17 protein-coding genes and 1 tRNA gene are annotated in these 22,977 nt (G+C 66.6%); 7 read left to right on the top strand and 11 right to left on the bottom strand.

Features of this window, described 5'->3' with window-relative positions; all coding sequences use genetic code 11:
• Positions 1 to 148: 148 nt before the first annotated feature.
• The 4 genes from LTH96_RS00170 to LTH96_RS00155 form a co-directional block, all read right to left on the bottom strand.
• Positions 149 to 3,595: a pyruvate carboxylase gene (locus tag LTH96_RS00170; protein ID WP_241463597.1), complete on the bottom strand. Its 3,447-nt coding sequence runs from the start codon at positions 3,593 to 3,595 to the stop codon at positions 149 to 151.
• Positions 3,596 to 3,714: 119 nt separating this feature from the next.
• Positions 3,715 to 4,032, bottom strand: coding sequence for a transcriptional regulator (locus LTH96_RS00165; protein WP_241463596.1), 318 nt, complete (start codon positions 4,030 to 4,032; stop codon positions 3,715 to 3,717).
• Positions 4,032 to 5,534: a DUF1538 domain-containing protein gene (locus LTH96_RS00160; RefSeq protein WP_241463595.1), complete on the bottom strand. Its 1,503-nt coding sequence runs from the start codon at positions 5,532 to 5,534 to the stop codon at positions 4,032 to 4,034. The genes LTH96_RS00165 and LTH96_RS00160 overlap by 1 nt, the downstream gene beginning before the upstream one ends.
• A 44-nt stretch (positions 5,535 to 5,578) precedes the next feature.
• Positions 5,579 to 5,651, bottom strand: a tRNA-Ala gene (locus tag LTH96_RS00155).
• Between the two features lie 217 nt (positions 5,652 to 5,868).
• On the opposite strand from LTH96_RS00155, the gene LTH96_RS00150 reads away from it, so the two are divergent.
• The 3 genes from LTH96_RS00150 (at position 5,869) to LTH96_RS00140 (ending at position 9,232) form a co-directional block, all read left to right on the top strand.
• Positions 5,869 to 6,657, top strand: coding sequence for a PTS sugar transporter subunit IIA (locus tag LTH96_RS00150; RefSeq protein ID WP_241463594.1), 789 nt, complete (start codon positions 5,869 to 5,871; stop codon positions 6,655 to 6,657).
• Positions 6,658 to 6,666: 9 nt separating this feature from the next.
• Positions 6,667 to 8,202: a PTS ascorbate transporter subunit IIC gene (locus LTH96_RS00145; RefSeq protein ID WP_241463593.1), complete on the top strand. Its 1,536-nt coding sequence runs from the start codon at positions 6,667 to 6,669 to the stop codon at positions 8,200 to 8,202.
• A 148-nt stretch (positions 8,203 to 8,350) separates the two neighbouring features.
• Positions 8,351 to 9,232 (top strand): hypothetical protein, encoded by an 882-nt coding sequence (locus tag LTH96_RS00140; RefSeq protein ID WP_241463592.1) that lies wholly within the window; start codon positions 8,351 to 8,353, stop codon positions 9,230 to 9,232.
• Positions 9,233 to 9,268: 36 nt separating this feature from the next.
• On the opposite strand, the gene LTH96_RS00135 is transcribed toward LTH96_RS00140, so the two are convergent.
• Positions 9,269 to 9,898 (bottom strand): RNA methyltransferase, encoded by a 630-nt coding sequence (locus LTH96_RS00135; protein ID WP_241463591.1) that lies wholly within the window; start codon positions 9,896 to 9,898, stop codon positions 9,269 to 9,271.
• 106 nt (positions 9,899 to 10,004) lie between these two features.
• On the bottom strand, positions 10,005 to 10,676 hold the full coding sequence (locus LTH96_RS00130) for an O-methyltransferase (protein WP_241463590.1): 672 nt from the start codon (positions 10,674 to 10,676) through the stop codon (positions 10,005 to 10,007).
• An 84-nt stretch (positions 10,677 to 10,760) separates the two neighbouring features.
• Here LTH96_RS00130 and LTH96_RS00125 point away from each other — a divergent pair, with 84 nt between their 5' ends.
• A complete protein-coding gene (locus LTH96_RS00125) occupies positions 10,761 to 11,300 on the top strand; it encodes a GNAT family N-acetyltransferase (RefSeq protein WP_241463589.1) in 540 nt (179 codons plus the stop codon).
• 43 nt (positions 11,301 to 11,343) lie between these two features.
• On the opposite strand, the gene LTH96_RS00120 is transcribed toward LTH96_RS00125, so the two are convergent.
• The 4 genes from LTH96_RS00120 to LTH96_RS00105 all read right to left on the bottom strand — a co-directional run bounded on the left by LTH96_RS00120 (position 11,344) and on the right by LTH96_RS00105 (position 15,143).
• Positions 11,344 to 12,273 carry an endonuclease domain-containing protein gene (locus tag LTH96_RS00120; RefSeq protein WP_241463588.1) on the bottom strand — a complete coding sequence of 310 codons (930 nt, stop codon included), beginning with the start codon at positions 12,271 to 12,273 and terminating at the stop codon, positions 11,344 to 11,346.
• Between the two features lie 168 nt (positions 12,274 to 12,441).
• Positions 12,442 to 13,701 carry an MFS transporter gene (locus LTH96_RS00115; RefSeq protein WP_241463587.1) on the bottom strand — a complete coding sequence of 420 codons (1,260 nt, stop codon included), beginning with the start codon at positions 13,699 to 13,701 and terminating at the stop codon, positions 12,442 to 12,444.
• A 43-nt stretch (positions 13,702 to 13,744) separates the two neighbouring features.
• Positions 13,745 to 14,338 (bottom strand): orotate phosphoribosyltransferase, encoded by a 594-nt coding sequence (gene pyrE / locus LTH96_RS00110; RefSeq protein ID WP_241463586.1) that lies wholly within the window; start codon positions 14,336 to 14,338, stop codon positions 13,745 to 13,747.
• A gap of 13 nt (positions 14,339 to 14,351) precedes the next feature.
• The gene (locus LTH96_RS00105; protein ID WP_241463585.1) at positions 14,352 to 15,143 is read right to left on the bottom strand and encodes a potassium channel family protein; all 792 of its coding nucleotides are present in this window, start codon (positions 15,141 to 15,143) and stop codon (positions 14,352 to 14,354) included.
• Between the two features lie 288 nt (positions 15,144 to 15,431).
• Between LTH96_RS00105 and nadE the strand changes: the two genes are divergently transcribed.
• A complete protein-coding gene (gene nadE / locus LTH96_RS00100; RefSeq protein WP_241463584.1) occupies positions 15,432 to 16,259 on the top strand; it encodes an ammonia-dependent NAD(+) synthetase in 828 nt (275 codons plus the stop codon).
• Positions 16,260 to 16,303: 44 nt separating this feature from the next.
• Entirely contained in the window at positions 16,304 to 17,107 is an 804-nt protein-coding gene (locus tag LTH96_RS00095; protein WP_241463583.1) for an exodeoxyribonuclease III, read from the top strand.
• Positions 17,108 to 17,517: 410 nt separating this feature from the next.
• Here LTH96_RS00095 and LTH96_RS00090 read toward each other — a convergent pair whose 3' ends face one another.
• Positions 17,518 to 18,144 (bottom strand): sigma-70 family RNA polymerase sigma factor, encoded by a 627-nt coding sequence (locus LTH96_RS00090; RefSeq protein ID WP_241463582.1) that lies wholly within the window; start codon positions 18,142 to 18,144, stop codon positions 17,518 to 17,520.
• A gap of 747 nt (positions 18,145 to 18,891) precedes the next feature.
• On the opposite strand from LTH96_RS00090, the gene LTH96_RS00085 reads away from it, so the two are divergent.
• The gene (locus tag LTH96_RS00085; protein ID WP_241463581.1) at positions 18,892 to 22,950 is read left to right on the top strand and encodes a Pls/PosA family non-ribosomal peptide synthetase; all 4,059 of its coding nucleotides are present in this window, start codon (positions 18,892 to 18,894) and stop codon (positions 22,948 to 22,950) included.
• The last annotated feature ends 27 nt before the right edge of the window (positions 22,951 to 22,977 follow it).

Here is a 22,977-nt window from a genome sequence, read left to right as displayed (position 1 = left end):
GCGACTGTCGACTCCCCCACATCTCGGCTCGCTTCGCGCGGGACGCGGAGACGCGGCACGCGCAGCGTCACCTGTAGGCCCGGAGGTGGCTCAGGTGACGCTGCGCGGTCGGCGGCGTCGAACAGAGGGTGAGGTGCTCGCGTGCTGACTATTCGACGACGACGAGCAGATCTCCGCCGTCGACCTGCTGCACCCCGCTGATCACCGCTCGGGTCACGGTGCCCGCCACCTGGGTGGTGATCCCAGCTTCCATCTTCATCGCCTCGATGGTGGCCACGTTCTGTCCGGCCTCCACGGTGTCACCCTCCTCGACCGTGAGCGTGACCGCTCCGGCGAAGGGTGCGGCGACATGGCCCGACTTGGAGGCGTCGGCCTTCTCGGCGACCGCCACGGTGGCTTCCACGGAGTCATCCCGGGCGCCGACCTGGCGGGCCTGCCCGTTGAGCGTGCACATGACGGTCCGCACACCTTTGGGGTCAGGGTCTGAGACGGTCTGCAGCGTGACCAGCAGCCGCACACCTCTGCCCAGCGAGATGACGTGTTCGTAGCCGGTGCGCATTCCGTAGAGGAAGTCCCGGGTGTGCAGGACTTGGACGTCGCCGTACTTGTCCCGGGCGGCCTCGAAGTCCTTGGTCGGGCCGGGGAAGAGCAGCCGGTTCAGCGTGCGACGCCGGACGGCGGCGTCGTCGGAGCGCAACGCTGCGGAGTCCTCCTCGGTGAGATCCTGATCCAGCGGCTTGATCGTGCGGCCCTCCAGCGCCTTTGAGCGGAACGGCTCGGGCCACCCGCCTGGCGGGTCTCCGAGCTGTCCGGCGAGGAACTGGATCACCGAATCGGGCAGGTCGAAGCTCTGCGGGTTCGCCTCGAACTCCTTGGGGTCGACGTCCATGCCGACCAGCTGCAGCGCCAGATCCCCGACCACCTTCGAAGACGGGGTGACCTTCACCAGCCGGCCCAGCATGGTGTCGGCTGCGTGGTACATGTCCTCGATGTTCTCGAACCGCTCCCCCAGGCCCAGCGCGATGGCCTGCTGGCGCAGGTTCGAGAGCTGACCACCCGGGATCTCGTGCCGGTAGACCCGGCCGGTGGGGCTGGTCAGCCCTGATTCGAAGGGCGTGTAGATCGAGCGCACGGCCTCCCAGTAGGGCTCCATGGAGGCCACGGCCTCCAGGCCCAGCCCGGTGTCGCGCTCGGTGTGCTCCAGGGCTGCCACGAGCGCCGAGGCCGGAGGCTGCGAGGTGGTCGCCGCCATCGAGGCCACCGCGACGTCGACGGCGTCGACGCCTGCCTCGGCGGCGGCCAGCAGGGTGGCCAGCTGTCCGCCGGCGGTGTCGTGGGTGTGCAGGTGCACGGGCAGGTCGAAGCGTTCCCGCAGGGCGGTGACCAGGGTCTTCGCCGCGGAAGGGCGCAGGAGCCCGGCCATGTCCTTGATTGCGAGGATGTGCGCGCCGGCGTCGACCATCTGCTCAGCCAGGCCGAGGTAATAGTCCAGGGTGTAGAGGTCCTCATCCGGGTCGGAGAGGTTGCCGGTGTAGCAGATGGCGGCCTCGGCAACGGCTGTACCGGTCTTGCGGACCGCCTCGATGGCCGGGACGATCTGGTTCACATCGTTGAGCGCGTCGAAGATCCGGAAGATGTCGACCCCGGTGGCGGCGGCCTCGGCCACGAAGGCGTCGGTGACCTCCAGCGGGTAGGGGGTGTAGCCCACAGTGTTGCGGCCGCGCAGCAGCATCTGGATCGGGATGTTCGGCAGCTCAGCGCGCAGCAGGCGCAGCCGGTCCCAGGGGTCCTCGGAGAGGAAGCGCAGCGCGACGTCGTAGGTCGCGCCGCCCCAGGCCTCGACCGAGAGCAGACCGGGGGTCACATGCGCGACGGCGGGCGCGGCGGCGAGCAGGTCGCGGGTGCGCACGCGGGTGGCGAGCAGCGACTGGTGGGCGTCACGGAACGTGGTGTCGGTGACGGCCAGCGCGGTCTGTTCGCGGAGCTTCCGGGCGAAGCCCTCGGGGCCCTCGCTGATGAGGACCTGGCGCCAACCGTCGGGCTTGGGGTGGTCCGAGGGGCCGTCGAAGGGACTGCGGTCCGGCTCGTCGCGCTTGTCGCCGGGGAAGTGCGGGAGCTTGTCGCGCGGGTCGATGCCTTCGACCCGGGGGCCGTAGGGCTGGTTCACGGTGACGTCGGCCAGGTACTGCAGGGCCTTGGAGCCGCGGTCCTGGGAGCGGTTGATCTTGGCCAGCTCGGGGTGGGCGTCGATGAAGTCGGTGGCCACGTCCCCTGCGAGGAACTCCGGCGAATCCAGCACGTTGAGCAGGAACGGAATGTTGGTGGCGACCCCGCGGATCCGGAATTCCGAGAGCGCGCGACGGGCGCGGGCGATGGCGGTCTGGTGGTTGCGGCCACGGGCGGTGAGCTTGACCAGCATCGAGTCGAAGTGCGGGCTGATCTCGGCGCCGGCGTAGACGGTGCCGCCGTCGAGCCGGATGCCGGAGCCGCCGGCGGAGCGGTAGACGGTGACCGTACCGATGTCCGGGCGGAACTCGTTGGCCGGGTCCTCGGTGGTGATCCGGCACTGCATGGCGGAGCCGCGCACGCGCAGGTCCTCCTGCCGGATGTCGAGGTCTTCGAGGGTCTCCCCTGCAGCGATGCGCATCTGGGCGGAGACCAGGTCGATGTCGGTGATCTCTTCGGTGACGGTGTGCTCCACCTGGATGCGCGGGTTCATCTCGATGAACACGTGCTGCCCGGCGCGCTCACCGACGGTGTCCACGAGGAACTCCACCGTGCCGGCGTTGCGGTAGTTCATGGCCTTGGCGAACGCGACGGCGTCACGGTGCAGCGCCTGGCGGATGTCCTCGTCCAGGTGCGGGGCCGGGGCGATCTCCACGACCTTCTGGTAGCGGCGCTGCAGCGAGCAGTCGCGCTCGAAGAGGTGGACCACGTTGCCTTCGCCGTCGGCCAGGATCTGGACCTCGATGTGGCGGGGACGCAGGACAGCCTGTTCGAGGAAGACGGTGGGGTTGCCGAAGGCGGTCTCGGCCTCGTGCATGGCCGAGCGCAGCGATTCGGCGAGGTCTTCACGCTTGTCCACCCGGCGCATGCCGCGTCCGCCGCCGCCGGCGACGGCCTTGACGAAGATCGGGAAGCCGATCTCCTCGGCGGCCTTGATGAGCTCTTCGGTGTCCTTGGAGGGCTCGGAGCTCTGCAGCACCGGGACTCCGGCCTTCTTCGCGGCACGCAGGGCCTTGACCTTGTCTCCGGTGGATTCCAGGACGTCGGCAGGCGGACCGATGAAGGTGATGCCCGCCTCGTCACAGGCTCGGGCCAGGTCAGGGTTCTCGGAGAGGAAGCCGTAGCCGGGGTAGATGGCATCCACGCCGGCGTCCTTGGCGACGCGGATGATCTCTTCGATGTTCAGGTAGGCGCGGACGGCGTGGCCCTCTTCGCCGATCCGGTAGGCCTCGTCGGCCTTCTGCCGGTGGAAGGAGTTGCGGTCCTCATGCGGATACACGGCGACGGTGCGCGCGCCGAGTTCGACGCCGGCGCGGAACGCGCGGATGGCGATCTCCCCGCGGTTGGCGACCAGGATCTTCGAGAACATAACTGCGGTCTCCCTCACTTCGTGGCGCCGCCACCTCATTGTGGCGGCGTTGGAGCGATCCTACCGGGCTGGGGGTTCGAGGAGGAGGGTCTCCCTCAGTCGCGCGGGTCTCCTCGTGTTCACTCGTGGTGTGAGAGGCCCGGCACCGAGATCTGATCCACCGGGACCGAGAAGCAGATGCCGTGAGACTCCCCGCGCTTGAAGAGGACCTGATGCAGGGAGTCCGTGATGGGCTGCACCTTTTCCTCCTGCACGACCATCATGAGCACCGACTGCGCGCCCGTGAAGCGGACCCCGAAGAACGTCTTGTGCGGATGAGCGCCCACGCCTCGGGCCGACAATGCTGTCACGCCGGTGGCTCCGGCGTCCTCGACCAACGAGATGGCTCTCTCCTCCTGATCGTCCGGGATCACGACGAAGACGACTCGGTGCGGCATCAGGTCTCCTTGGGGGCGGTCGATGAGGATCTTCGAGCTTGCGCCGTGGCGGCGAATCTCACGACGCAAGCATAGGCGAGGACCGCGATGACCGGACCGACCGAGGCGAACGCGATGAGCCCGAAACCGTCCATGAGCATGTCCCTGCCGGGCGTCGCCGTAGCCAGGCCGATTCCCAGAGCGGTGATCAGCGGGACGGTGATCTCGCTGGTGGTGACTCCACCGAGGTCGAAGGAGAGCGGAACCAGGTCCTTCGGCGCCAGCAGCAGCAGGAGCAGCGCGAGCAGGTACAGCCCGATGATGATCGCCACGAATGACCCCCCGGTCAAGATCCGCAGCACGCCTACTCCGATGCCCACCGCGACGCCGCAGGCCACCAGGACCCTGAGCGTGTTCGCGCTCAGACGCTTCTCGGAGATCTCCTGCGCCTCCTCGCTGATGGCCATCAGCGCAGGCTCTGCCATGGTCGTGGCGAACCCGATCAGCACGCCGAAGGCGACGATGAGCAGGACCTGGTCCGTCTCGATGAGCTGCTCCGCCATCCGACTGCCCATCGGCAGGAGTCCGATCTGCAGCCCCACGATGAACCCGTAGAGGCCGAGGACGACCATCGCGAAGCCGACTGTGACCCCGATGGGGTTGCCGAGTCTCCTGCGCAGCACGACGAACTGGAAGAAGAGCACCACGGCGATCACCGGAAGCACGTCGCGGATCACGGTCATCAGGCCCACCAGCAGATCCAGCCACCATGCCGCTTCATCCGCTGAGTCAGTCGAGACGACGGCCGCGGCATCTCCGAGCTGGTAGACCACGATCCCGTAGAGCTGGACGCTGATCATCGGAACCATCACGCACAGCGCCACGAGACCGAATCCGTCTCCGAGGCGACTCCTGCCGGTGATAGAGGCGGCCATCCCGATGCCGATCGCCGCGATGAGCGGGACCGTGACGATGTTCGTGGTGACCCCACCGGAGTCGTAGGCCAGGCTGGCGACCTCCTCTGGTGAGATCAGGGTCAGCCCGATGACGACGGTGTAGCCGATGAGAAGGACTCTGTGCAGGGCCCAGCCCAGGAACACGCGCAGCGCGCCGATCACCATCACAAGCCCCACGCTCAGCGCGATCACGAATCGCAGAGTCATGCTGTTGATCCGGCCCTCGCTGACCAGCTCCGCCTGATCTGCGACCGAGATCAGCGCCGGCTCGGCAATGACCGCTGCGAACCCGATGAAGAAGCAGAAGGGAAGAAGCTTCCACAACGACGCCGTCTTCACCAGCTTGTTGGTGATCGACTTCCCGACCGGAAAGACGCTGCGCTCCAGTCCCTCGAGGAAGAGCGCGATCCCCGCGGCGACGATCAACAGCCCGATGAGGATGGAGCCGGCCCCCTCCGGGACCTGTCGGAAGACCGCGGCCTGGAAGAGGACGACGACCAGAAGGATGGGCAGAAGTGCCCTGAGCGCGTGGATGAACCGTCGTCGCAGCGAACCCAGCAGCTTCACATCAGATCCCTCCCGTGCAGCTGCTGCACCTCGACGTCGAAGAGTGGAGCTAAGGGGAGTCGAACCCCTGACCTCGTCGATGCGAACGACGCGCTCTACCAGCTGAGCTATAGCCCCGCGCCCTGCCGCCGTGCTGCAGACCAGACTTCTCCGGCCATCTGGACCCGCGGCGTCGGCCCTCACAGGATAATGGACAGGAGACGCCGGCTGCTGAGGCTGCCGCCGCCGATCCCACGCCCTAGGGTCTCCACCCCAGCCCGTGGTAACGTCTCTGACCCTCCGCAGCACTTGCGCCAGCAGCGACACGAGCAGGTCTGAGCAGAACGGATCAACAATGTCCTCATCTCTCCCTGAACTCATCCACCAGGACTCGATTCTGCTGGATGCGGAAGCAGCCGACTGGAAATCCGCCGTGCGCCTAGCAGGTGGCCTCTTGGAACAGGCAGGCGTCGCGTCTGCTCAATACACCCAGGCGATGATCGACAACGTCGTCGACAACGGTCCCTATATCGTGATCGCACCCGGCTTCGCGTTCGCGCATGCCCGCCCCTCCGAGGCTGTCCAGCGCACCGGCATGTCCTGGGTGCGGCTGAAGGAGCCGGTCGACTTCGGAAGTGGGGACAACGACCCGGTCTCCTTGGTCGTGGCACTTGCTGCCGTAGATTCCAAGCACCACACGCATGCCCTGGCCGAGCTCAGTGGCGTCCTGGGCGATGAGGACACCCGGGCCGCGTTGGACGCCGCCCCGTCCCCCGCAGCCATCTCCGCCATCCTTCGAGGAGAAGACGAGTCCCCTACCTCTGCAGGCCCGGCGACCCGGTCGTCGGGCGGGAACGAACAGCACCTGATTCTCACCGTCTGCGGCAACGGCCTCGGGACCTCGTTGTTCTTGAAGAACACTCTTGAAGGTGTTCTGGACACGTGGGGCTGGGGTCGGTACCTCAACGTTGAAGCCACCGACACCATCTCGGCTCGCGGACGGGCTTCAGAGGCGAAGGCGATTCTCACCTCCGGAGAGATCGCCAAGTCCCTCGGCGACGTCGGCATCCCGGTGAAGGTCATCGAGAATTTCACCAGCAAAGACGAGCTCGACGGCGCTTTGCGCGAACTCTACAACGTCTAAGGAACTCACATGGACTGGCTCGTCGCAGTAGCCGAATTCCTCGTCAACGAGATCCTCTCCGTCCCGGCGTTCCTGATCGGCATCATTGTCGCCGTGGGACTGATCGCGCTCAAGAAATCCACCGGACAGATCATCGGTGGCGCGATGAAGGCGATACTCGGATTCCTGCTCATCGGTGCGGGAGCCGGGCTCGTCGTCGCATCTCTGGACCCGCTGGGGATCATGATCCAGGGGGCCACCGGCGCCCAGGGCGTCATCCCCACAAACGAAGCGATCGTCGGCATCGCCCAAGAGACCTATGGCGCCCAGGTGGCGTGGCTCATGATCCTAGGATTCGCCATCAGTCTGGTGCTGGCGCGCTTCACCCCGCTGAGCTACGTCTTCCTCACTGGCCACCACATCCTCTTCATGGCGACGCTGCTGACTATCGTGCTGGCCACTGCCGGGTACTCAGGGCCACTCACCGTGGGACTCGGCGGCGCCCTGCTGGGCATCCTGATGGTCTCTCTTCCTGCCTTCTCACAGCCCTTCACCCGCAAGATCACCGGCGATGACAGCATCGCCATGGGGCACTTCGGCACCGCTGGCTACATCGCGGCAGGAACCGTGGGTCGCCTGGTCGGCGGCAAGTCCAGTCGATCCACTGAAGACCTGAAACTGCCTGAAGGCCTGCGGTTCCTCCGAGACTCCATGGTCGCGACTGCACTGTCTATGGTGATCATGTACGTCGTCGTGGCATTGATCTTCTTCGCCCGCGAAGGTGAAGCGGCTTACGAGGCATTCGACGGTGGAGCCGAGAATCTCGGCAACTTCATCATGCTCTCGGTGACGCAGGGGCTGCAGTTCGGCATTGCGGTAGCAGTGATACTTTTCGGTGTCCGCACCATCCTCGGAGAGATCGTCCCCGCGTTCCAGGGCATCGCAGCCAAGATCGTGCCGGGTGCCAAGCCGGCCCTCGATGCTCCAATCGTGTTCCCTTTCGCGCAGAACGCAGTGCTTATCGGTTTCCTCTCGAGCTTCACCGGTGGATTGGTGGGACTCGCGGCGCTGACCCTCTGGCTCAACCCGGCACTCGGACTGGCCCTGATCCTGCCGGGGCTGGTGCCGCACTTCTTCACCGGCGGCGCAGCCGGTGTATACGGCAACGCGACTGGTGGTCGGCGCGGAGCAATCGCAGGAGGCTTTGTCAATGGGCTCCTCATCACGTTCTTGCCCGCACTTCTGCTCCTGGTCCTTGGAGACTTTGGAAGTGCCAACACGACGTTTGGAGATACTGACTTCGGCTGGTTCGGGATTCTAGTCGGCTACGGAGCAGGCATCGGCTCTGTCGCCGGCATCGTGGTCGTCTCGGCCCTGGGCCTGGTGATTCTTGGTGCTGCGATCCTGGTGCAGCGTCGCGTCGTAGACCGGAACTGGGACCCATCGCCCAATCGGCCCGACCAGGGAGAACGGGCCTCGATCGACACTCCCGCAGCAGACGCCCACGGTCAGTATCCAAAGATTGCCCCACCCGAGGGAGCGCCCGCACCGCCTCCGCGAGGGTAGCTCTGCTGCGTGCCGTCCTCTGCAAGGCCAGGAGTCGCTCCAAGAGCGCTCGGCAGAACGAATGCTGCTGCGCCCACCACTCAGCGTCAGAACCGAACTTCCCCGCCACGCCGACCCGCGGAGTCACCGACTACGGGATAATGGACACGTGACTTCCACTGCTGAGGCTGCGGCCTTCAATCCCACCCCGCCCTTCGGTCTGCTGCTCGACGTGGACGGGCCCATCGCCTCTCCGGTCAGCCGCACCGTCGCCATCGAGTCCATCGCCCGGGATCTCACGGCGATGGCCAACCAGGGCATCCCGGTCATCTTCAACACCGGACGATCCGACGACTTCATCGCCCGACAGGTGATCCCACCGATGCGCGCCGCCGGCCTGCTCCCCGACGCCCCGGTCTTCACCATCAGCGAGAAGGGTGCGGTGTGGGCCGAGGTCACCCCTGAGGGTCTCGGCGAGATCCACATCGACGAGGAGCTCAAGCTCACCACCGGCCTCTCCGACGATGTTCGGACCCTGGTCACCGAGCGCTTCAGCGCGCACATGTTCTTCGATGAGACCAAGCGCGCCATGATCTCTGTGGAGCAGTCCACCGAGGTCGAGAACAAGGACTACCTCGAAGCGCAGAAGGAGTTCGACGCCGCGATCCCCGGCCTGCTGAGCAAGCACCAGCTGGAACATGTGCGGATCGACCCGACCATCATCTCCACCGACGTGGAGCACGAACGCGTGGGCAAGGACCTCGGCGCCGAGCGCTCCCTGAATCTGCTCAAGGCCCGCGGCATCACCGCGGAGACCTGGTTCACCATGGGTGACTCCCGCACCGACTACGCCATGGCCACCTGGCTGCACGAGCGCGGCCTGCCCGTCTCCCACGTGGACGTGCGTCCCGAGGACGGGATCCCCGAGACCGCATATGAGGTGCTCACCTCCTCCACCGGCGCGATCCATGACGAAGCGGGTGCTGAGTTCCTCAGCCGCTGGGCCGCAGACCCCGCCACCACCAAGGCCGGCCGCGGGGAGACGTCGTAGGTTCCAGCGGTGAAAGTGATGTCGTTGCGGAGCCGGTCAGCTGTCGAAGCGGTGCTGCCGGATCCAGGCGTGCATCGCGATCCCGGCCGCGGTGCCGGCATTGATCGACCGGGTGGAGCCGAACTGCGCGATGGACAGCGTGTCCAGCGCGGCCTCCCGCACCTCGTCGCTGAGCCCCGGACCCTCCTGGCCGAAGACCAGCACGCACCGCTTGGGCAGCTCATAGGTCTCAATCGGCATCGAGTCCGGGAACAGGTCGACGCCGAGCACCGGCAGTCCCTCCGACTCGGCCCAGGCCACGAAGTCCTCCACCGATGCGTGGTGGCGGACGTGCTGGTAGCGGTCGGTGACCATCGCGCCGCGGCGGTTCCAGCGGCGGCGCCCGATGATGTGGACCTCTTTGGCCATGAACGCGTTGGCGGTGCGCACCACGGTGCCGATGTTGAAATCGTGCTGCCAGTTCTCGATGGCCACGTGAAAGTCGTGCCGGCGGGAATCAAGGTCCGCGACTATCGCCTCATGGGACCAGTAGCGGTACTCGTCGACCACATTGCGGCGGTCGCCCGCGCGCAGCAGCTCCGGGTCGTAGTGCTCACCTGAGGGCCAGGGTCCCTCCCACGGGCCCAGGCCGATCTCACGTTCGGTGGGCTGCCCAGATTCATCCATGGATTCGAGGCTATCCCACCGGTGGGGTGTCAGGATTCGGTGGTCTGCGCGCGGGGGTCCGGGGCTCAACGTGCCGAGCAGAGTGTGCGTGGCGGGGCGTGCAGAGTCAGTTCACGCGCGCCAGGAGGAACCCGTCCCAACCCTTGAGCCCCACGGTCTGCAGAGCGGTGGCGCTGAGCCGCTCATCGGCCTGGATCAGCTCCATCAAGGCGCGGATGCCTTGGATGTCCGGGTCGGCGCTGTCCTGCTCGAGCACCGCACCGGAGCGCACCACGTTGTCGATGACGATCACCGTGCCCGGGTGCGACAGCGTCAGCGAAGCTTCAAGGTAGTGCGGGGTGTTCGCCTTGTCGGCGTCGATGAACACCAGGTCGAAGGGGTGGGTTCCCTCATCGATCAGCGCGTGCGCGGATTCCAATGCGGGGCCGATGCGCAGCTGGATGCGCTCTGCGACGCCGGCGGCATGGAAGTTCCGCCGGGCCACCTGCGCTGCCGCCGGGTCGATGTCCAAGGTGACCACGGCGCCGTCGTCGTCCATGGCTCGGGCCATCCAGATGCTGGAATACCCGGCGAGGGTGCCGAACTCCAGGACGCGGGTGGCGCCGGTCATCTGCACCAGCAGCGCGAGGAAGGCGCCCATGTTCGCGGTGACATCGATCCCCGGGGTGGCGGTCTCCGCAGAGCTGAGCCGGGTGTCCGCGAGCGCCTGGTCCTCGTGCACCAGGTGATCGATCAGGTAGGCGTCGACGGCCGCGAAATCATCGTGTGCTGTGACCATGCCAGCACCCTAGGCCGGGAATGGTCTTGGGCACCAGGGGGCGTGTGTCCTGAGGAGGGGCGGAGCGGGGATTATGCTCCTGCTATGCCTGATGCCGACGCCCTCGCATCCCCCGCCTCCCCGGTGCGGATCCGCGATGCAGAGCTGCCCGATCTGCCCGCGGTGGTGGAGATCCAGACCCACTACGCCCACCACACCGTCACCACCTTCAGCGAGGAGCCGCTGAGCCTGGCGGCTTGGGCTGAGAGCCTGGAGGAGAAGCGCGCGGCGAATCATCCGTTCCTCCTTGCGGAGCAGGACGGGGTCGTTCTCGGGTTCGCCTACGCCGGGCACTGGCGGCGGAAATCCGCCTATCGGTACACCGTGGAGGACACGATCTATCTGCGTCCCGGGGCGGAGGGCCGTGGGGTCGGGCGGGCGCTGCTCACCGAGCTGCTGGCCCGGTGCGAGGCCGCCGGGCACCGGCAGGTGATCGCGGTGCTCACCGACGACGTCTCCACCCGCGCCTCCTACGCGCTGCACCTGAAACTCGGGTTCACCCAGGTGGGGCGGTTGGCCGATGTCGGGGTCAAGCGCGGGCAGACGCTGAGCACCGTGCTGATGCAGCGCTCACTGGGGAGCTAGGTCGGGGGCTGCTGCTGCGGGTGCAGACCCGGCGCGCATCGGCTCAGCCTCCCGCGAGCGCCGCGCGAACCTGCGTCACGGCCCGCTGGAACCCTTCCCGGGAGTCTTCTGCATTGAACCGCAGCACCCGCCAGCCCTCCGTGAGAAAGACGTTGTCGCGTCGCTGATCCGCGCGCTGCTGCTGCGGTGTGAAATGGGTGTCACCCTCGTATTGGATCGCGACCTTCAGGGCCGGGTAGCCCAGATCCGCGCGGGGAGACCAGCGAAATCCCGGCTGCGCGGGTACCTGCAGCTCAGGTTCAGGCAGTCCCGCCCGGATCAGCGCGAGTCGAAGCAGCGTCTCCTGCACGGAATCAGAGCCCACCCGAATCCAGGTCAGGGCCGTGAGGCAGCGTCGTCGTCCCGCTGCTCCAGGGGTTGCCTGGAGGAGGTCTCGCAGTTCATCGATGGTGGTGTGCGGGGTGGTTCGGGCGTCGAACCGCGGGTACGGGTGGCGCACGAGCAGGTCTCCCATGATGATCAGCTCCCGCACGCTGCAGACCCTGGCGACGTCGAGCCAGGTCCTCGCTGGGGTGCTGAGCCGGAGGCCCTCACGCGTGGTGATGTCCTGGGGCCGCAGCGATACCCGGTGTCCGCAGACACCCCGTCGGCGAGTCCAAAGGCCTGGTTCCAGTGGATGAGAGAGGTGCAGGCGCTGATCCGTCAAGGGCCCGCCGGGAAGCCATAGCCGATGGATCTGTGCGGCGCTCGAGTGGGAGATCCACGCGTCTGGGCGCTCGCGAAGGAGTGCGGCCGCTTTGAGCTGGAGCGTTTCCAGTGGGGTGCGTGCATCTGCGAGCGTCTGCACTGCGTAGACGCCTGCCCCGAGCGCCACCACGTCTTTGCGCCGCAGTCGCTCTCGCGGGACACCCTTGCGCAGGGCCTCGGCCGCGGTGAATGCCCCTCCGGTGAGCTCCTGCGGCAGCGGGTACATGGGGTCAGTGTGCCCAAAGTCCCCGAACAACCCTCTGGTTTTCCACACCGCCACATCTACTGGGCGATTTGAGGGAATTCTGCCTCCGTTTCGGCCCCCATTTCCCCTCATATTGCACAGTAGATGGCGGGCGGGAGGGGACACGGGTCGAAGAGGGCGATCCGTGATTCAGCCGCGGGACGCCTGCGCGGGGATGCTGGCCGCGATCGCACCCAGGCCGAGCACCGCCAGTCCCGCCAGGACGCCGAACATCGCCTCGTAGCTGCCCAGCCAGTCGGCCAGGATCGCGCCCACGAAGGGCGCGACCGCCACGGCGAGCATCATCGGCCCGTTGAGCACCCCTGAGAGGCGGCCGTAATCCCTGATCCCCCACCGGTCGGTGACCGCGGTGGCCTGAAGCAGCGTGACGATCCCGCGCGCGACGCCGGCCGCCATCGAGATCATGATCAACAGCACCGCGGCGGTGATGTTCCAGGCCAGAGCCGCCGTGGTGAGGGCGAGCAGCGCGTAGATGAGCACGCTGCGCTGCCGCACGCTGGTCCCGCGATCCAGCCGGGCATAGAAGATGCGGCCGATGACCTGCCCCACCCCACCGAGGCCGAGCACCCAGGCGGCCACCATCGGGGAGACCCCGCGCTCCACCAGCATCGGCACCAGGTTGATCAGCCCGGCATACATCGCCACCGCACCCAGTGCCATACCGGTCACCAGCAGGATGTAGGGGCGGCTGCGCATGATCGTGGCGGCGTAGTCCCGCGGAGATGGCTGGGGCGGGAGCTCCGCAGCGGTGGCGCTGACGGGGGCGGCGGCAGCGTCGGCGGCACCCGGGACGACGTCGGCGGACTCACCTGTCTGCTCCTTCGGCCAGGGCCGGCTCAGCACCACCGCGTGCACCGGGACCACCAGCACACCGAGCACCACCGCCAGCACCACGTAGGTCTCTCGCCAGCTCAGCTGGGTGGCCAGCGCCTCCGTGACCGGCGCGAACACCGTGCTCGCCAGGCCGCCGGCGAGGGTGACCATGGTCAGCGCGAAGATCCGCCGCCGTCCGTACCACCGGGTCAGCGCTGCGAAGGCGGGCGGGTAGAGCGTCCCGGACATCGCGACGCCGAGGAGAAGCCAGCCCAGCAGGAACACCCAGTACGACGGCGCGGCGGCCACTGCCAGCAGCCCCGGGACTGCGAGCGCCGCACCCATGGTCATGATCAGCCTGGGACCGCGTCGGTCCAGCACCCGTCCAAGTGGAATCCCGAGCAGTCCAGAGATCACCAGCGCTGCAGAGAAGGCCGCGGTCAGCGCCGTGGCGGACCAGCCGGTGTCAGCAGCGATGCGCGGCTGCAGCACCGGGAACGCGTAGAAGAGCACCCCCCAGGAGGTGATCTGGGTGAGGCACAGCCCGAGGAGGACCGCCCGTTTGGAGGGGTGCACCTGATCAGTGTCGCGGACTGCGCCGGGCCGGGGTCAGCCCGGCTCAGTCCAGTCCGAGGTCGTTCTTGGAGTACGCGAACAGGTAGGGCACGCCGGCCGTGGCTTCGATGTGCTCCTTGGCGCCGGTGTCGCGATCGACGATCACCGCCACCGCCTGCACGATCCCGCCGGCGCCACGCACGGCCTCGACGGCGGTCAGCGCGGAGCCTCCGGTGGTGGAGGTGTCTTCCAGGACGACGACCTTCTTTCCGTCCACGCTGGGGCCCTCGACCTGGCGGCCCATGCCGTGGGACTTCTGCGCCTTGCGCACCACGAAGGCGTCCGTGGCGGTACCGTCCTGCGCGGCAGCGTGCATCACGGCGGTGCCCACCGGGTCCGCGCCCATGGTCAGCCCGCCCGCGGCGACGTAGTCGATGCCAGCTTCGGCGAGAAGCATCCGGATGACCCGCCCGACCAGCGGGGCGGCCTCATGCTGGAGGGTGATCCGACGCAGGTCGATGTAATAATCGGCTTCCTTGCCTGAAGACAGAGTGACCTTGCCGCGCACCACGGCGAGCTCGCTGATGAGTTCTTGGAGGCGCTGGCGATCGGCGGCATGGTCGGCGGGCTGCGGGGTTCCGGCGGCGGTCTCAGTCATGTGACCATCCTAGCTATGGGCCCGGCTGCGGCTCGGCCTCCTTGGGATTCGGTCGAGCCCCGCCGCCCGGTCCGGCCGGGCCGCCCGGTCCGCTCTCCTGGCCGGTGGTGACCTGGCGCTGGGCCTCGGTGATCCGCTCCACGAACCACGAGGCGATCGTGGCGGTGATCGAACCGATGAGCGCGATGCCGGCGATCATGAGGCCTATCGCGATGAGCCTCCCCAGACCGGTGACTGGATAGTAGTCGCCGTAGCCGACCGAGCTGATGGTGACGAAGGCCCACCAGAGCGCATCTGAGAAGCTGGTGATGTTGGCGCCCTCGGCGTTCTGCTCCGCATCGAGGACTCCCAGCGCGGCCACCAGCACCAACATCCCCGAGACGCCGGCGACGTAGACCGACACCTTTCCGCGCAGCGCAGAGCCCATCGTCCGATGCATCACCGCGACCACCTTGACCAGACGGAGCAGCTGAAGCGGACGGAGGAAGGGGAGCGCCGCCATCGCGAGTTCATGCAGGTGGGTGACGAACCAGCGTCCTCGATTCCGCACCAGCACCAGGCTGATCACGTAGTGCAGAGCGAAGACGACCCAGACTCCGATGAGGAAGATCGGCGGCCAGGAGACATCGGTGGGCCTGGTGTTCGCGAGCACCAGATAGGCATACACGACGAGGAAGGCCAGCGCCACGATCGCCATCGGCAGCTCCGTGGCCTTGTCCCAGCGTTGATAACGGGCCCCGAAGTCAGCCTTGGACCGCTCCCGTCTTCCCAGGACCACGGGTTCGGATGCCTCTTCTGGTGCCATCAGAGTGTTCCCCCTTCGCCCTGCGGGGTGGTGTCGCCTCAGCGTACCGAGCCGCCCATCTCGACAGCCATGCCTCGCGCACCCGGGAAGGTCCTTCTACGGTCTTCTCGAAGCCGCCAGGCCGGAGGGTCCCGGGCCGGAGGGTTCAGCGCCGGAGGGTTGCGCACGACTCGCTGCCCCGCCGGCCTCCGCCTCGGCGTCGATCTCCTGCTGCGCCTGCGCCCCGGTGCAGCGGACACACAGGCTCCAGTGACCTGACCGAAACCTGCTCCTGAGTAGACTCGGATCATGCGTGAGCTACAGACAGACATTGTGGAAGAGATGGGCGTCAAGCCCGAGATCGATCCCGCAGAGGAGGTCAGCCGGCGCGTGGACTTCCTGGTGGAATACGCCAAGACCGCGAAGGCCAAGGGCTTCGTGCTGGGCATCTCCGGCGGAGTGGATTCCTCGCTGGCGGGCAAGCTCTGCCAGCTCGCGGTGGTGAAGCTGCGCGAGGAAGGCCACGAGGCCGAGTTCCACGCGGTGCGGCTGCCCCACGGTGTTCAGCACGACGCCGACGACGCCGATGCCGCCCTGGACTTCATCGCCCCAGACCAGACACACACCTTCAACATCGAGAAGGCCGTGACCGGAGTGAACGCCGCTTTCGACGAGGCCCTGGGCCGCCCCATGCAGGATTATCACCGCGGCAATGTGAAGGCCCGGCTGCGGATGACCGTGCAGTACGCCATCGGCGGCGAGAACAACCTGCTGGTCGCCGGCACCGATCACGGGTCCGAATCCATCACCGGCTTCTTCACGAAGTACGGCGACGGCGGCGCAGATGTGCTGCCGCTCTTCACCTTGAACAAGCGCCAGGTCCGGCAGCTGCTGAAGCACCTCGGCGCCTCCGAGATGCTCTGGTCCAAGGCGCCTACCGCGGATCTGCTCGATGACAAGCCCGGTCAGCTCGATGAGACCGAGCTCGGGATCAGCTACGACCACATCGATGACTACCTCGAGGGTCGTGCGATCCCGGACAGCGAGGCCGCGGTCCTCGAAGAGCACTACCTGCGCACCCGGCACAAGCGCACCGTCCCGGTGTCCATCCAGGATGACTGGTGGCGCCACGGCTGAGCACCTCGCAGGGAGCATCAGTGCGCCGCTGGTAGTTTTGGGCCATGCGGATTGCGACATGGAATGTGAACTCGATGCGAGCTCGAGCCGACCGGGTCGAGGCCTGGCTGGATCGATCAGAGGTGGACGTCCTGGCGATCCAGGAGACCAAGTGCAAGGACGAGAACTTCCCCTGGGAGCTCTTCGAGGCCAACGGCTACGACGTCGCCCACTTCGGACTCAGCCAGTGGAACGGCGTCGCCATCGCCTCCCGGGTCGGCATGAAGGACGTGGAGCGGACCTTCCAGGACCAGCCGGTCTTCGGCAAGGGCGGCAAGGACCCGATCCAGGAAGCCCGCGCCATCGCCGCCACCTGTGGCGGAGTGCGCATCTGGAGCCTCTACGTGCCCAACGGGCGCTCCCTGGAGGACGAGCACATGAGCTATAAGCTGGCCTGGCTGCGACAGCTCAACGAGCACGCCGAGTCCTGGCTGGGCGAGGACCCCAAGGCCCAGATCGCGCTGATGGGCGACTTCAACATCGCCCCGCAGGACGAGGATGTCTGGGACATCGACTTCTTCCGCGAGCAGGGCCTGACCCACGTCTCCGCCCCCGAGCGCGAGGCGTTCCAGGGGTTCCTGGACAGCGGCTACACCGAGGTCGTGCGGCCGCACACCCCAGGCCCCGGGGTCTACACCTACTGGGACTACACCAAGCTGCGCTTCCCGAAGAAGGAAGGCATGCGCATCGACTTCGTGCTCGGCTCACCCGCCCTGACCGAGCGTGTCACCTCTGCCTCGATCGACCGCGAGGAGCGCAAGGGCAAGGGCGCCTCCGACCACGCCCCCGTGGTGGTCGAGCTGAACTGACGCGGTACCGCTAGACCTGCTTGGACGACGACGGCGCCTGATCCCCCACGTGGAGGATCGGGCGCAGAGACCTTGAGCCGGCGATCATCATCTACGCAGGTCAGCCTGGTATCTCGGGTTGCTCAACAGCCTTCGCATCACGCCGCCATCGGCCATGAAACACGAGGCTGGCGTCAGCCATGCATCAGGACGGCGAGTACGACCTCGACCGTCCATCTTCGCCGTCTGAATCTCGGTCAGCTTCGAAGGTTGATCTGCGGATCCGTTCCTCAAGGCCTGGAGGTGGGGCCTCCTCCTGCCAGGTCACGTTCGCCGCATCAAGACGAGCGGCCGTTGCGCGAAGCTCCGCGAGCTCCACGTCGATCGACGGGTCTGCCGCCCGGGCCTGGTCGAACTCCTGCCACTCAGTGTCACTGAGATCGCCCGTCAGCGCCCCGGCGATAAGCTCCTCCCGCCGCGAAGGAATCTCCCCCATCGTGAGCATTCCCCCCCAGTGCCGTCCGCAGTGATCTGAGCCCGTAGTACATCCGCGTCCGTAAGGTCGCGACCGGAACCCCCGTCTGTTCCGAAAGCTCTTGATAGCCTACGCCGTCCAGTTGAACAGCGGCAATGACCTCCCGGTGCTCGAAGGTGAGGGTGGCCAGGGACTCATACAGGACGAGCCGCTCCACGATGAGCAGGTCTTCCGTCACCGGCTCGCTCGCCCATTCGATCTTCTCCGCGTCCGAGGGCGCCGGGCGCCGGGCGCGCGCCCGGAGGCAGTCGATGACGAGGTTCCGCACGATGGCGAACAGCCAGGTCCGCACCGAGCCGCGCGAGCTGCTGTATCGCTCTCGGTTCCGCCAGGCTCGGATGAACGCTTCCTGCACGCAGTCCTCCGCCTCGGCTCGGTCACCCAGCGCGTTGAGGGCGAAGGAGAAGAGGGCTCCTCCGTGTTCGGCAAAGGCTTCCCGTACATCGAAGGGCTTGTCATCCTCGGGGTCCATCGAAGACACCCCCTCGCGAGCCAGGGCTCCGGAATACGGATGAGCTGCCATCGAATGAAAAGGTCCGCGTGATGAGCTGGCGACGTCCAGATGGAGGTGCGATTCTCACGCCTGACTCAAACACCCTCACCAGCGCCGAAGGCCGCTGTACCAGAGGGGTCAGCGAGGGCGAATCAGGCTCACGAGGGGGCTGCGCCGTGGTGGAAACCATCTTCCCAGCGGTGCTGCGTGGAACGGTTGGGGAGATAGGCATAAGAACTCACCTTCCTGGTCCCCGAGCGCGTCCGGTGCAAGGAAGTGACCCGGGGACGGTCCTTAAGTACTGAAGCCTCTAGCAGAATAGCCGGGGAGTCCTGGTTTCCACAAGATGTGGTTGAACTCACATTGTCGGCAGAGCGTCTCGTGCGCCCCGCCTGCTCCCCTGCCCCCCCCCCCCTGCGCCGCGGGCGAGGAGCTTGATTGCCCTTCTACAGAACGCTGGCATTCGCATCACATCGGCGTTCCGGACGCGATCCACACATGAACCGGGACGCGCGCCCTGAGCAACAAGTCACTGTCGAGCTGCACCCTTCGCCGTGCGCCGTGACCCAAGACATCGTCAGCCCTGTCCACCAATTTGACCCTGTGGGCACGACCTCCCCCTGCATCCATGTGCGCAGTCTTTTTGAAACTTCATTGAACGTTGCGACGGATGCTCCCGTATCCCTATTCACAACCGTTCCGCCATACGGACCGGAAACCATCGGTCGCGCCCTGATACCGAAGAGACGCTGACATTTCCATCCGAAAAGGTGATTCATGGTTCTATACGAAGGCTCGCCGAAGGCCCTCCCCTCGCTGGCCCCGGACCTTGCACTCAAGACTTCCTCAGTCCCAGTCCGCCGAGAAGAGACACCCCATGAGGTCCTGGCACTGACCGCTCCGGCAGGCTCCTCCAAGTACAGAGGCAATTTCGCGCCGTCGACCGCCGTGTACTCCGGCGGGACTGTGCCCGCTCCGCGCACCCTGTTGGACATCTTCTTCCACACCGTGGACAACTATCCCGATGCAATCGCAATCGACGACGGTGTCGTCGCGCTGACCTACATGGATCTCCTGGGCCGCATCGAATCGGTGGCGCTGACCATGAGGGAATCCGGCATCGGCACGGGTGACCGCGTAGGCATCCGGGTGCCGTCAGGAACTGCGGACCTCTACATCGCCATTCTTGCGGCCCTCATCCGCGGCGCCGCCTACGTTCCGGTGGACCACGACGAACCGGAGGATCGCGCCAGGCTGGTGTGGACAGAGGCCGACGTCACCGCCGTGGTGGAATCTGGACTGAATGTTCGCCTCAGGCCCGAGTCACCCCCGCGTGGAGCGGATCGTCCTCCCACCGGCGATGACGATGCCTGGATCATCTTCACCTCCGGCTCCACCGGCAAGCCCAAGGGCGTCGCCATCTCGCACCGCTCGGCGGCGGCGTTCGTGGATGCCGAGGCCTCTGTGTACTGCGTCGATTCACCGCTTGGACCCGGCGATCGAGTACTGGGAGGCCTTTCCGTCAGCTTCGACGCCTCCTGCGAGGAGATGTGGCTGGCCTGGCGCTACGGAGCCTGCCTGGTGCCTGCACCACGCGACGTCGTCCGCTCCGGCGAAGACCTCGGGCCCTGGCTGACTGAACGCGGCATCACTGTCGTGTCGACCGTTCCGACGCTGGCTGCGCTGTGGCCGGCGAAGTTCCTGAAAGACATACGACTTCTGATCTTTGGAGGCGAGGCCTGCCCTCCGGAGCTTGTGGCCCGCCTGGCCACCTCCGGCCGGGAGGTCTGGAACACCTACGGCCCAACCGAGGCCACCGTGGTCTCCACCGCCGCTCTGGTCAACGAGTCCATGCCGGTGCGCATCGGCCTCCCCCTTCCGGGCTGGCAGCTGGCCGTGGTGGATGCCGAGGATCAGCCTGTCGCCTGGGGCGAAGTCGGAGAACTGGTGATCAGCGGGGTCGGGCTGGGACGCTACCTGGACCCGCAGAAGGATGCCGAGAAGTACGCTCCGATGACGACGCTCGGCTGGCCTCGGGCCTACCGCAGCGGCGATCTGGTCCGAGCCGAGATCGAGGGGCTGATGTTCGTGGGCAGGTCTGATGATCAGGTCAAGCTTGCAGGTCAGCGTGTTGAGCTGGGCGAGGTTGATGAGGCCCTCAGTCACCTGCCGAACGTTGCCGCGGGTGCCAGCGCGGTGCAGAGCAGCCCGGACGGCAATGGCATCCTCGCGGGATACCTTGTGCCGGCAGCGGGCCGAACCATCGACCTTGTCGAGGCCCGCGCCCAGCTCAGCGAGCAGCTGCCAGGGCGGCTCATCCCCGCACTCGCGGTGATCGATGAACTGCCGGTGAAGACCTCCGGCAAGGTCGATCGCAAGGCGCTGCCCTGGCCCCTGCCCGCCGACCCGAGCGCAGCAGCCGCAGCCACCGCGCTGCACACCGACTTCGTCTGGCTGGCAGAGAAGTGGACCAGCCTGCTGGGACCGGTCCCGCTGAGCGCGGACAGCGACTTCTTCGCCATGGGCGGATCGAGCCTGACCGCAGCACAGCTCGTCTCGACGCTGCGCAAGCGCTACCCGGACGTCTCTATCGCTGACCTCTACGCTCATCCCACACTTTCCGCGATGTCCTCACACCTTCGACAGCTGGATCCGGCAAGCGCCGTGGAACGCACGACTCGTCCCACGCCACGATGGACCGGCTTCCTGCAGATGCCGCTGATCGCGGGCCTCTACAGCATCACTGGCCTTCGCTACGTGACCGGCATCGCGATCGTCTGCCTGGTGCTCTTCCAGATCGGTGAAACACCCTGGGTCCCGAACCCGCCGCTGGTGCCGACACTGATCGCCTGGCTGGTCCTGTTCAGCCTGCCCGCCAGGGCGGTGGCCGCGATCGGCTCTGCCCGCTTGCTGCTTTTCAAGGTCAGACCGGGCATCTACCCGCGAGGCGGGCAGATACACGTCCGTCTCTGGGCCGCGGAACGGATCATGACCTTCTGCCAGTTGGACGGGCTGATGGGGACTCCTTTCGCCCCGGCATTTGCCCGCGCCATGGGTTCCGGGGTCGGCAAGGACGTCCACCTGGACGCGCTCCCGCCGGTCACCGGCCTCGCCGCGATTGAGTCCGGCGCCTCCATCGAACACGACGTCGACCTTGCCGGCCACTGGCTGGAGGGCGACGAGCTGCACATCGGCGTGGTCCGAATCGGCCAGGACGCCCGCGTGGGCACCAGGTCGACCCTGCTCGGCGGGGCAGTGATCGGTGACAACGCAGAGATCGCCCCCGCCAGCGTGGTCACCGGCATGGTCCCGGCGAATGAGCACTGGGCGGGTTCCCCGCTGGAACTGGTCGGCGTCTCCGGACAGGACTGGCCGGACACTGAGGAGGCCAAGGAGCACCGCTCCCGCGGCATCGATCTGCTGTACCCGCTCGGGCTCGTCCTGCTGGGGCTGCTGGGGCTGCTGGCATCTCTGCCCGGAGCGGCACTCATGCTCTACCTGATCTCAGACTACGAATCACTGGTCCCTGCGCTGTGGACGCTCGCCGCTTGGACACCGGTGTTCATCATCATCTCGGTGATTGCATACCTCGGCCTGCTGGCGGGTTCCGTCCGGCTGATGGGCCGACTGATGCCTCGCGGCACCTATTCGGTGCACAGTGTTCCCGCGTGGGCCGCCTGGATGTCCGGTCAGCTGATGTCGAAATCGCTGACCAACATGTATCCGCTCTACAGCAGCATGCTCACCCCCGTCTGGCTTCGCCTGCTCGGTGCCCACGTGGGGAAGGACGTCGAGGCGGCCACCGTTGAGGCCATCCCACATCTGACCAGCGTCGGTGACAAGTCCTTCCTGGCCGACCATTCGCTGGCCTCCTCCAAGTACGTTCGTCGCGGCTGGCTGAAACTCGAAAGCGGCAGCGTCGGCCAGAAGGCCTTCCTGGGCAATTCGGCGATCCTCGGTCCGAACCAGAGAATGCCCTCCAACTCACTCGTCGCCGTGCTGTCTTCGGCACCGAAGGACATGCCGCTGAACTCCCTGTGGCTGGGCAACCCTCCGATCGAGCTGCCGCGAGCCGTGGAGGAGGTCGACACATCACTGACCTTCAATCCGCCCCGCAGGCTCAAGGTCGCCCGGGCAACGATCGAACTGTGCCGCATATTGCCGATGTTCATCACCGCATGGCTGGCGCTGGTCACGGTCTGGGTGCTCGCCATGGTGTACACCAACTACGGATTCGGGCTCGCAGTGCTGCTCTCAGGGCCCGTGCTGCTGGCAAGCGGGATCGTCGCCGCGCTGATCGCGGTGACCGCCAAGTGGCTGCTCGTCGGTCGGTTCAAAGCATCCGAACGCCCGTTGTGGAGCTCGTTCGTCTGGCGCAACGAGCTGGCCGACTGCTTCTCCGAAGCCCTCGCCGTGCCGGGGCTCATCCGAATGAGCCTGGGCACCCCGCTGCTGAACCTCTGGCTGCGCGCCATGGGAGCGCGAATCGGTCGAGGAGTCTGGTGCGAAACCTGGTGGCTGCCCGAGTTCGATCTGATCCAGCTCGACAAAGGCGCATCGGTCAATCGCGGGACCGTCCTGCAGACACACCTCTTCCATGACCGCATCATGCGGCTGGATCGGGTCCATCTCGAGGAGGGCTCCTCGCTCGGGGCGAACAGCATCGTGCTCCCCGGCAGCTCCCTGGGGGCGCATGCGATCGTCGGCGCCGGCTCACTGGTGATGCGTTCGGAGAGCATCCCTGCATCAACCACGTGGAACGGCAACCCCATTCGGCGGACCCACGACGCTGCAGACACCCGAAAGTCTTTCGAAACCGCCGAAACGCTCCGTTGAGACGGCACAAGGTTGAGAACCCAGAAG

It is taken from the genome of Nesterenkonia sp. LB17, assembly GCF_022565915.1.
In the GTDB taxonomy this organism is placed as follows: domain Bacteria; phylum Actinomycetota; class Actinomycetes; order Actinomycetales; family Micrococcaceae; genus Nesterenkonia.
This window is presented reverse-complemented; position numbering and strand designations above follow the sequence as displayed.

Coding starts and splice junctions, on each gene's coding strand:
- LTH96_RS00125 (WP_241463589.1), top strand. CDS start 10,761: ATGCCTGATGCCGACGCCCTCGCATCCCCCGCCTCCCCGGTGCGGATC.
- LTH96_RS00130 (WP_241463590.1), bottom strand. CDS start 10,676: ATGGTCACAGCACACGATGATTTCGCGGCCGTCGACGCCTACCTGATC.
- LTH96_RS00090 (WP_241463582.1), bottom strand. CDS start 18,144: ATGGCAGCTCATCCGTATTCCGGAGCCCTGGCTCGCGAGGGGGTGTCT.
- LTH96_RS00165 (WP_241463596.1), bottom strand. CDS start 4,032: ATGCCGCACCGAGTCGTCTTCGTCGTGATCCCGGACGATCAGGAGGAG.
- LTH96_RS00150 (WP_241463594.1), top strand. CDS start 5,869: ATGTCCTCATCTCTCCCTGAACTCATCCACCAGGACTCGATTCTGCTG.
- nadE (WP_241463584.1), top strand. CDS start 15,432: ATGCGTGAGCTACAGACAGACATTGTGGAAGAGATGGGCGTCAAGCCC.
- LTH96_RS00145 (WP_241463593.1), top strand. CDS start 6,667: ATGGACTGGCTCGTCGCAGTAGCCGAATTCCTCGTCAACGAGATCCTC.
- LTH96_RS00105 (WP_241463585.1), bottom strand. CDS start 15,143: ATGGCACCAGAAGAGGCATCCGAACCCGTGGTCCTGGGAAGACGGGAG.
- LTH96_RS00085 (WP_241463581.1), top strand. CDS start 18,892: ATGGTTCTATACGAAGGCTCGCCGAAGGCCCTCCCCTCGCTGGCCCCG.
- pyrE (WP_241463586.1), bottom strand. CDS start 14,338: ATGACTGAGACCGCCGCCGGAACCCCGCAGCCCGCCGACCATGCCGCC.
- LTH96_RS00120 (WP_241463588.1), bottom strand. CDS start 12,273: ATGTACCCGCTGCCGCAGGAGCTCACCGGAGGGGCATTCACCGCGGCC.
- LTH96_RS00170 (WP_241463597.1), bottom strand. CDS start 3,595: ATGTTCTCGAAGATCCTGGTCGCCAACCGCGGGGAGATCGCCATCCGC.
- LTH96_RS00135 (WP_241463591.1), bottom strand. CDS start 9,898: ATGGATGAATCTGGGCAGCCCACCGAACGTGAGATCGGCCTGGGCCCG.
- LTH96_RS00095 (WP_241463583.1), top strand. CDS start 16,304: ATGCGGATTGCGACATGGAATGTGAACTCGATGCGAGCTCGAGCCGAC.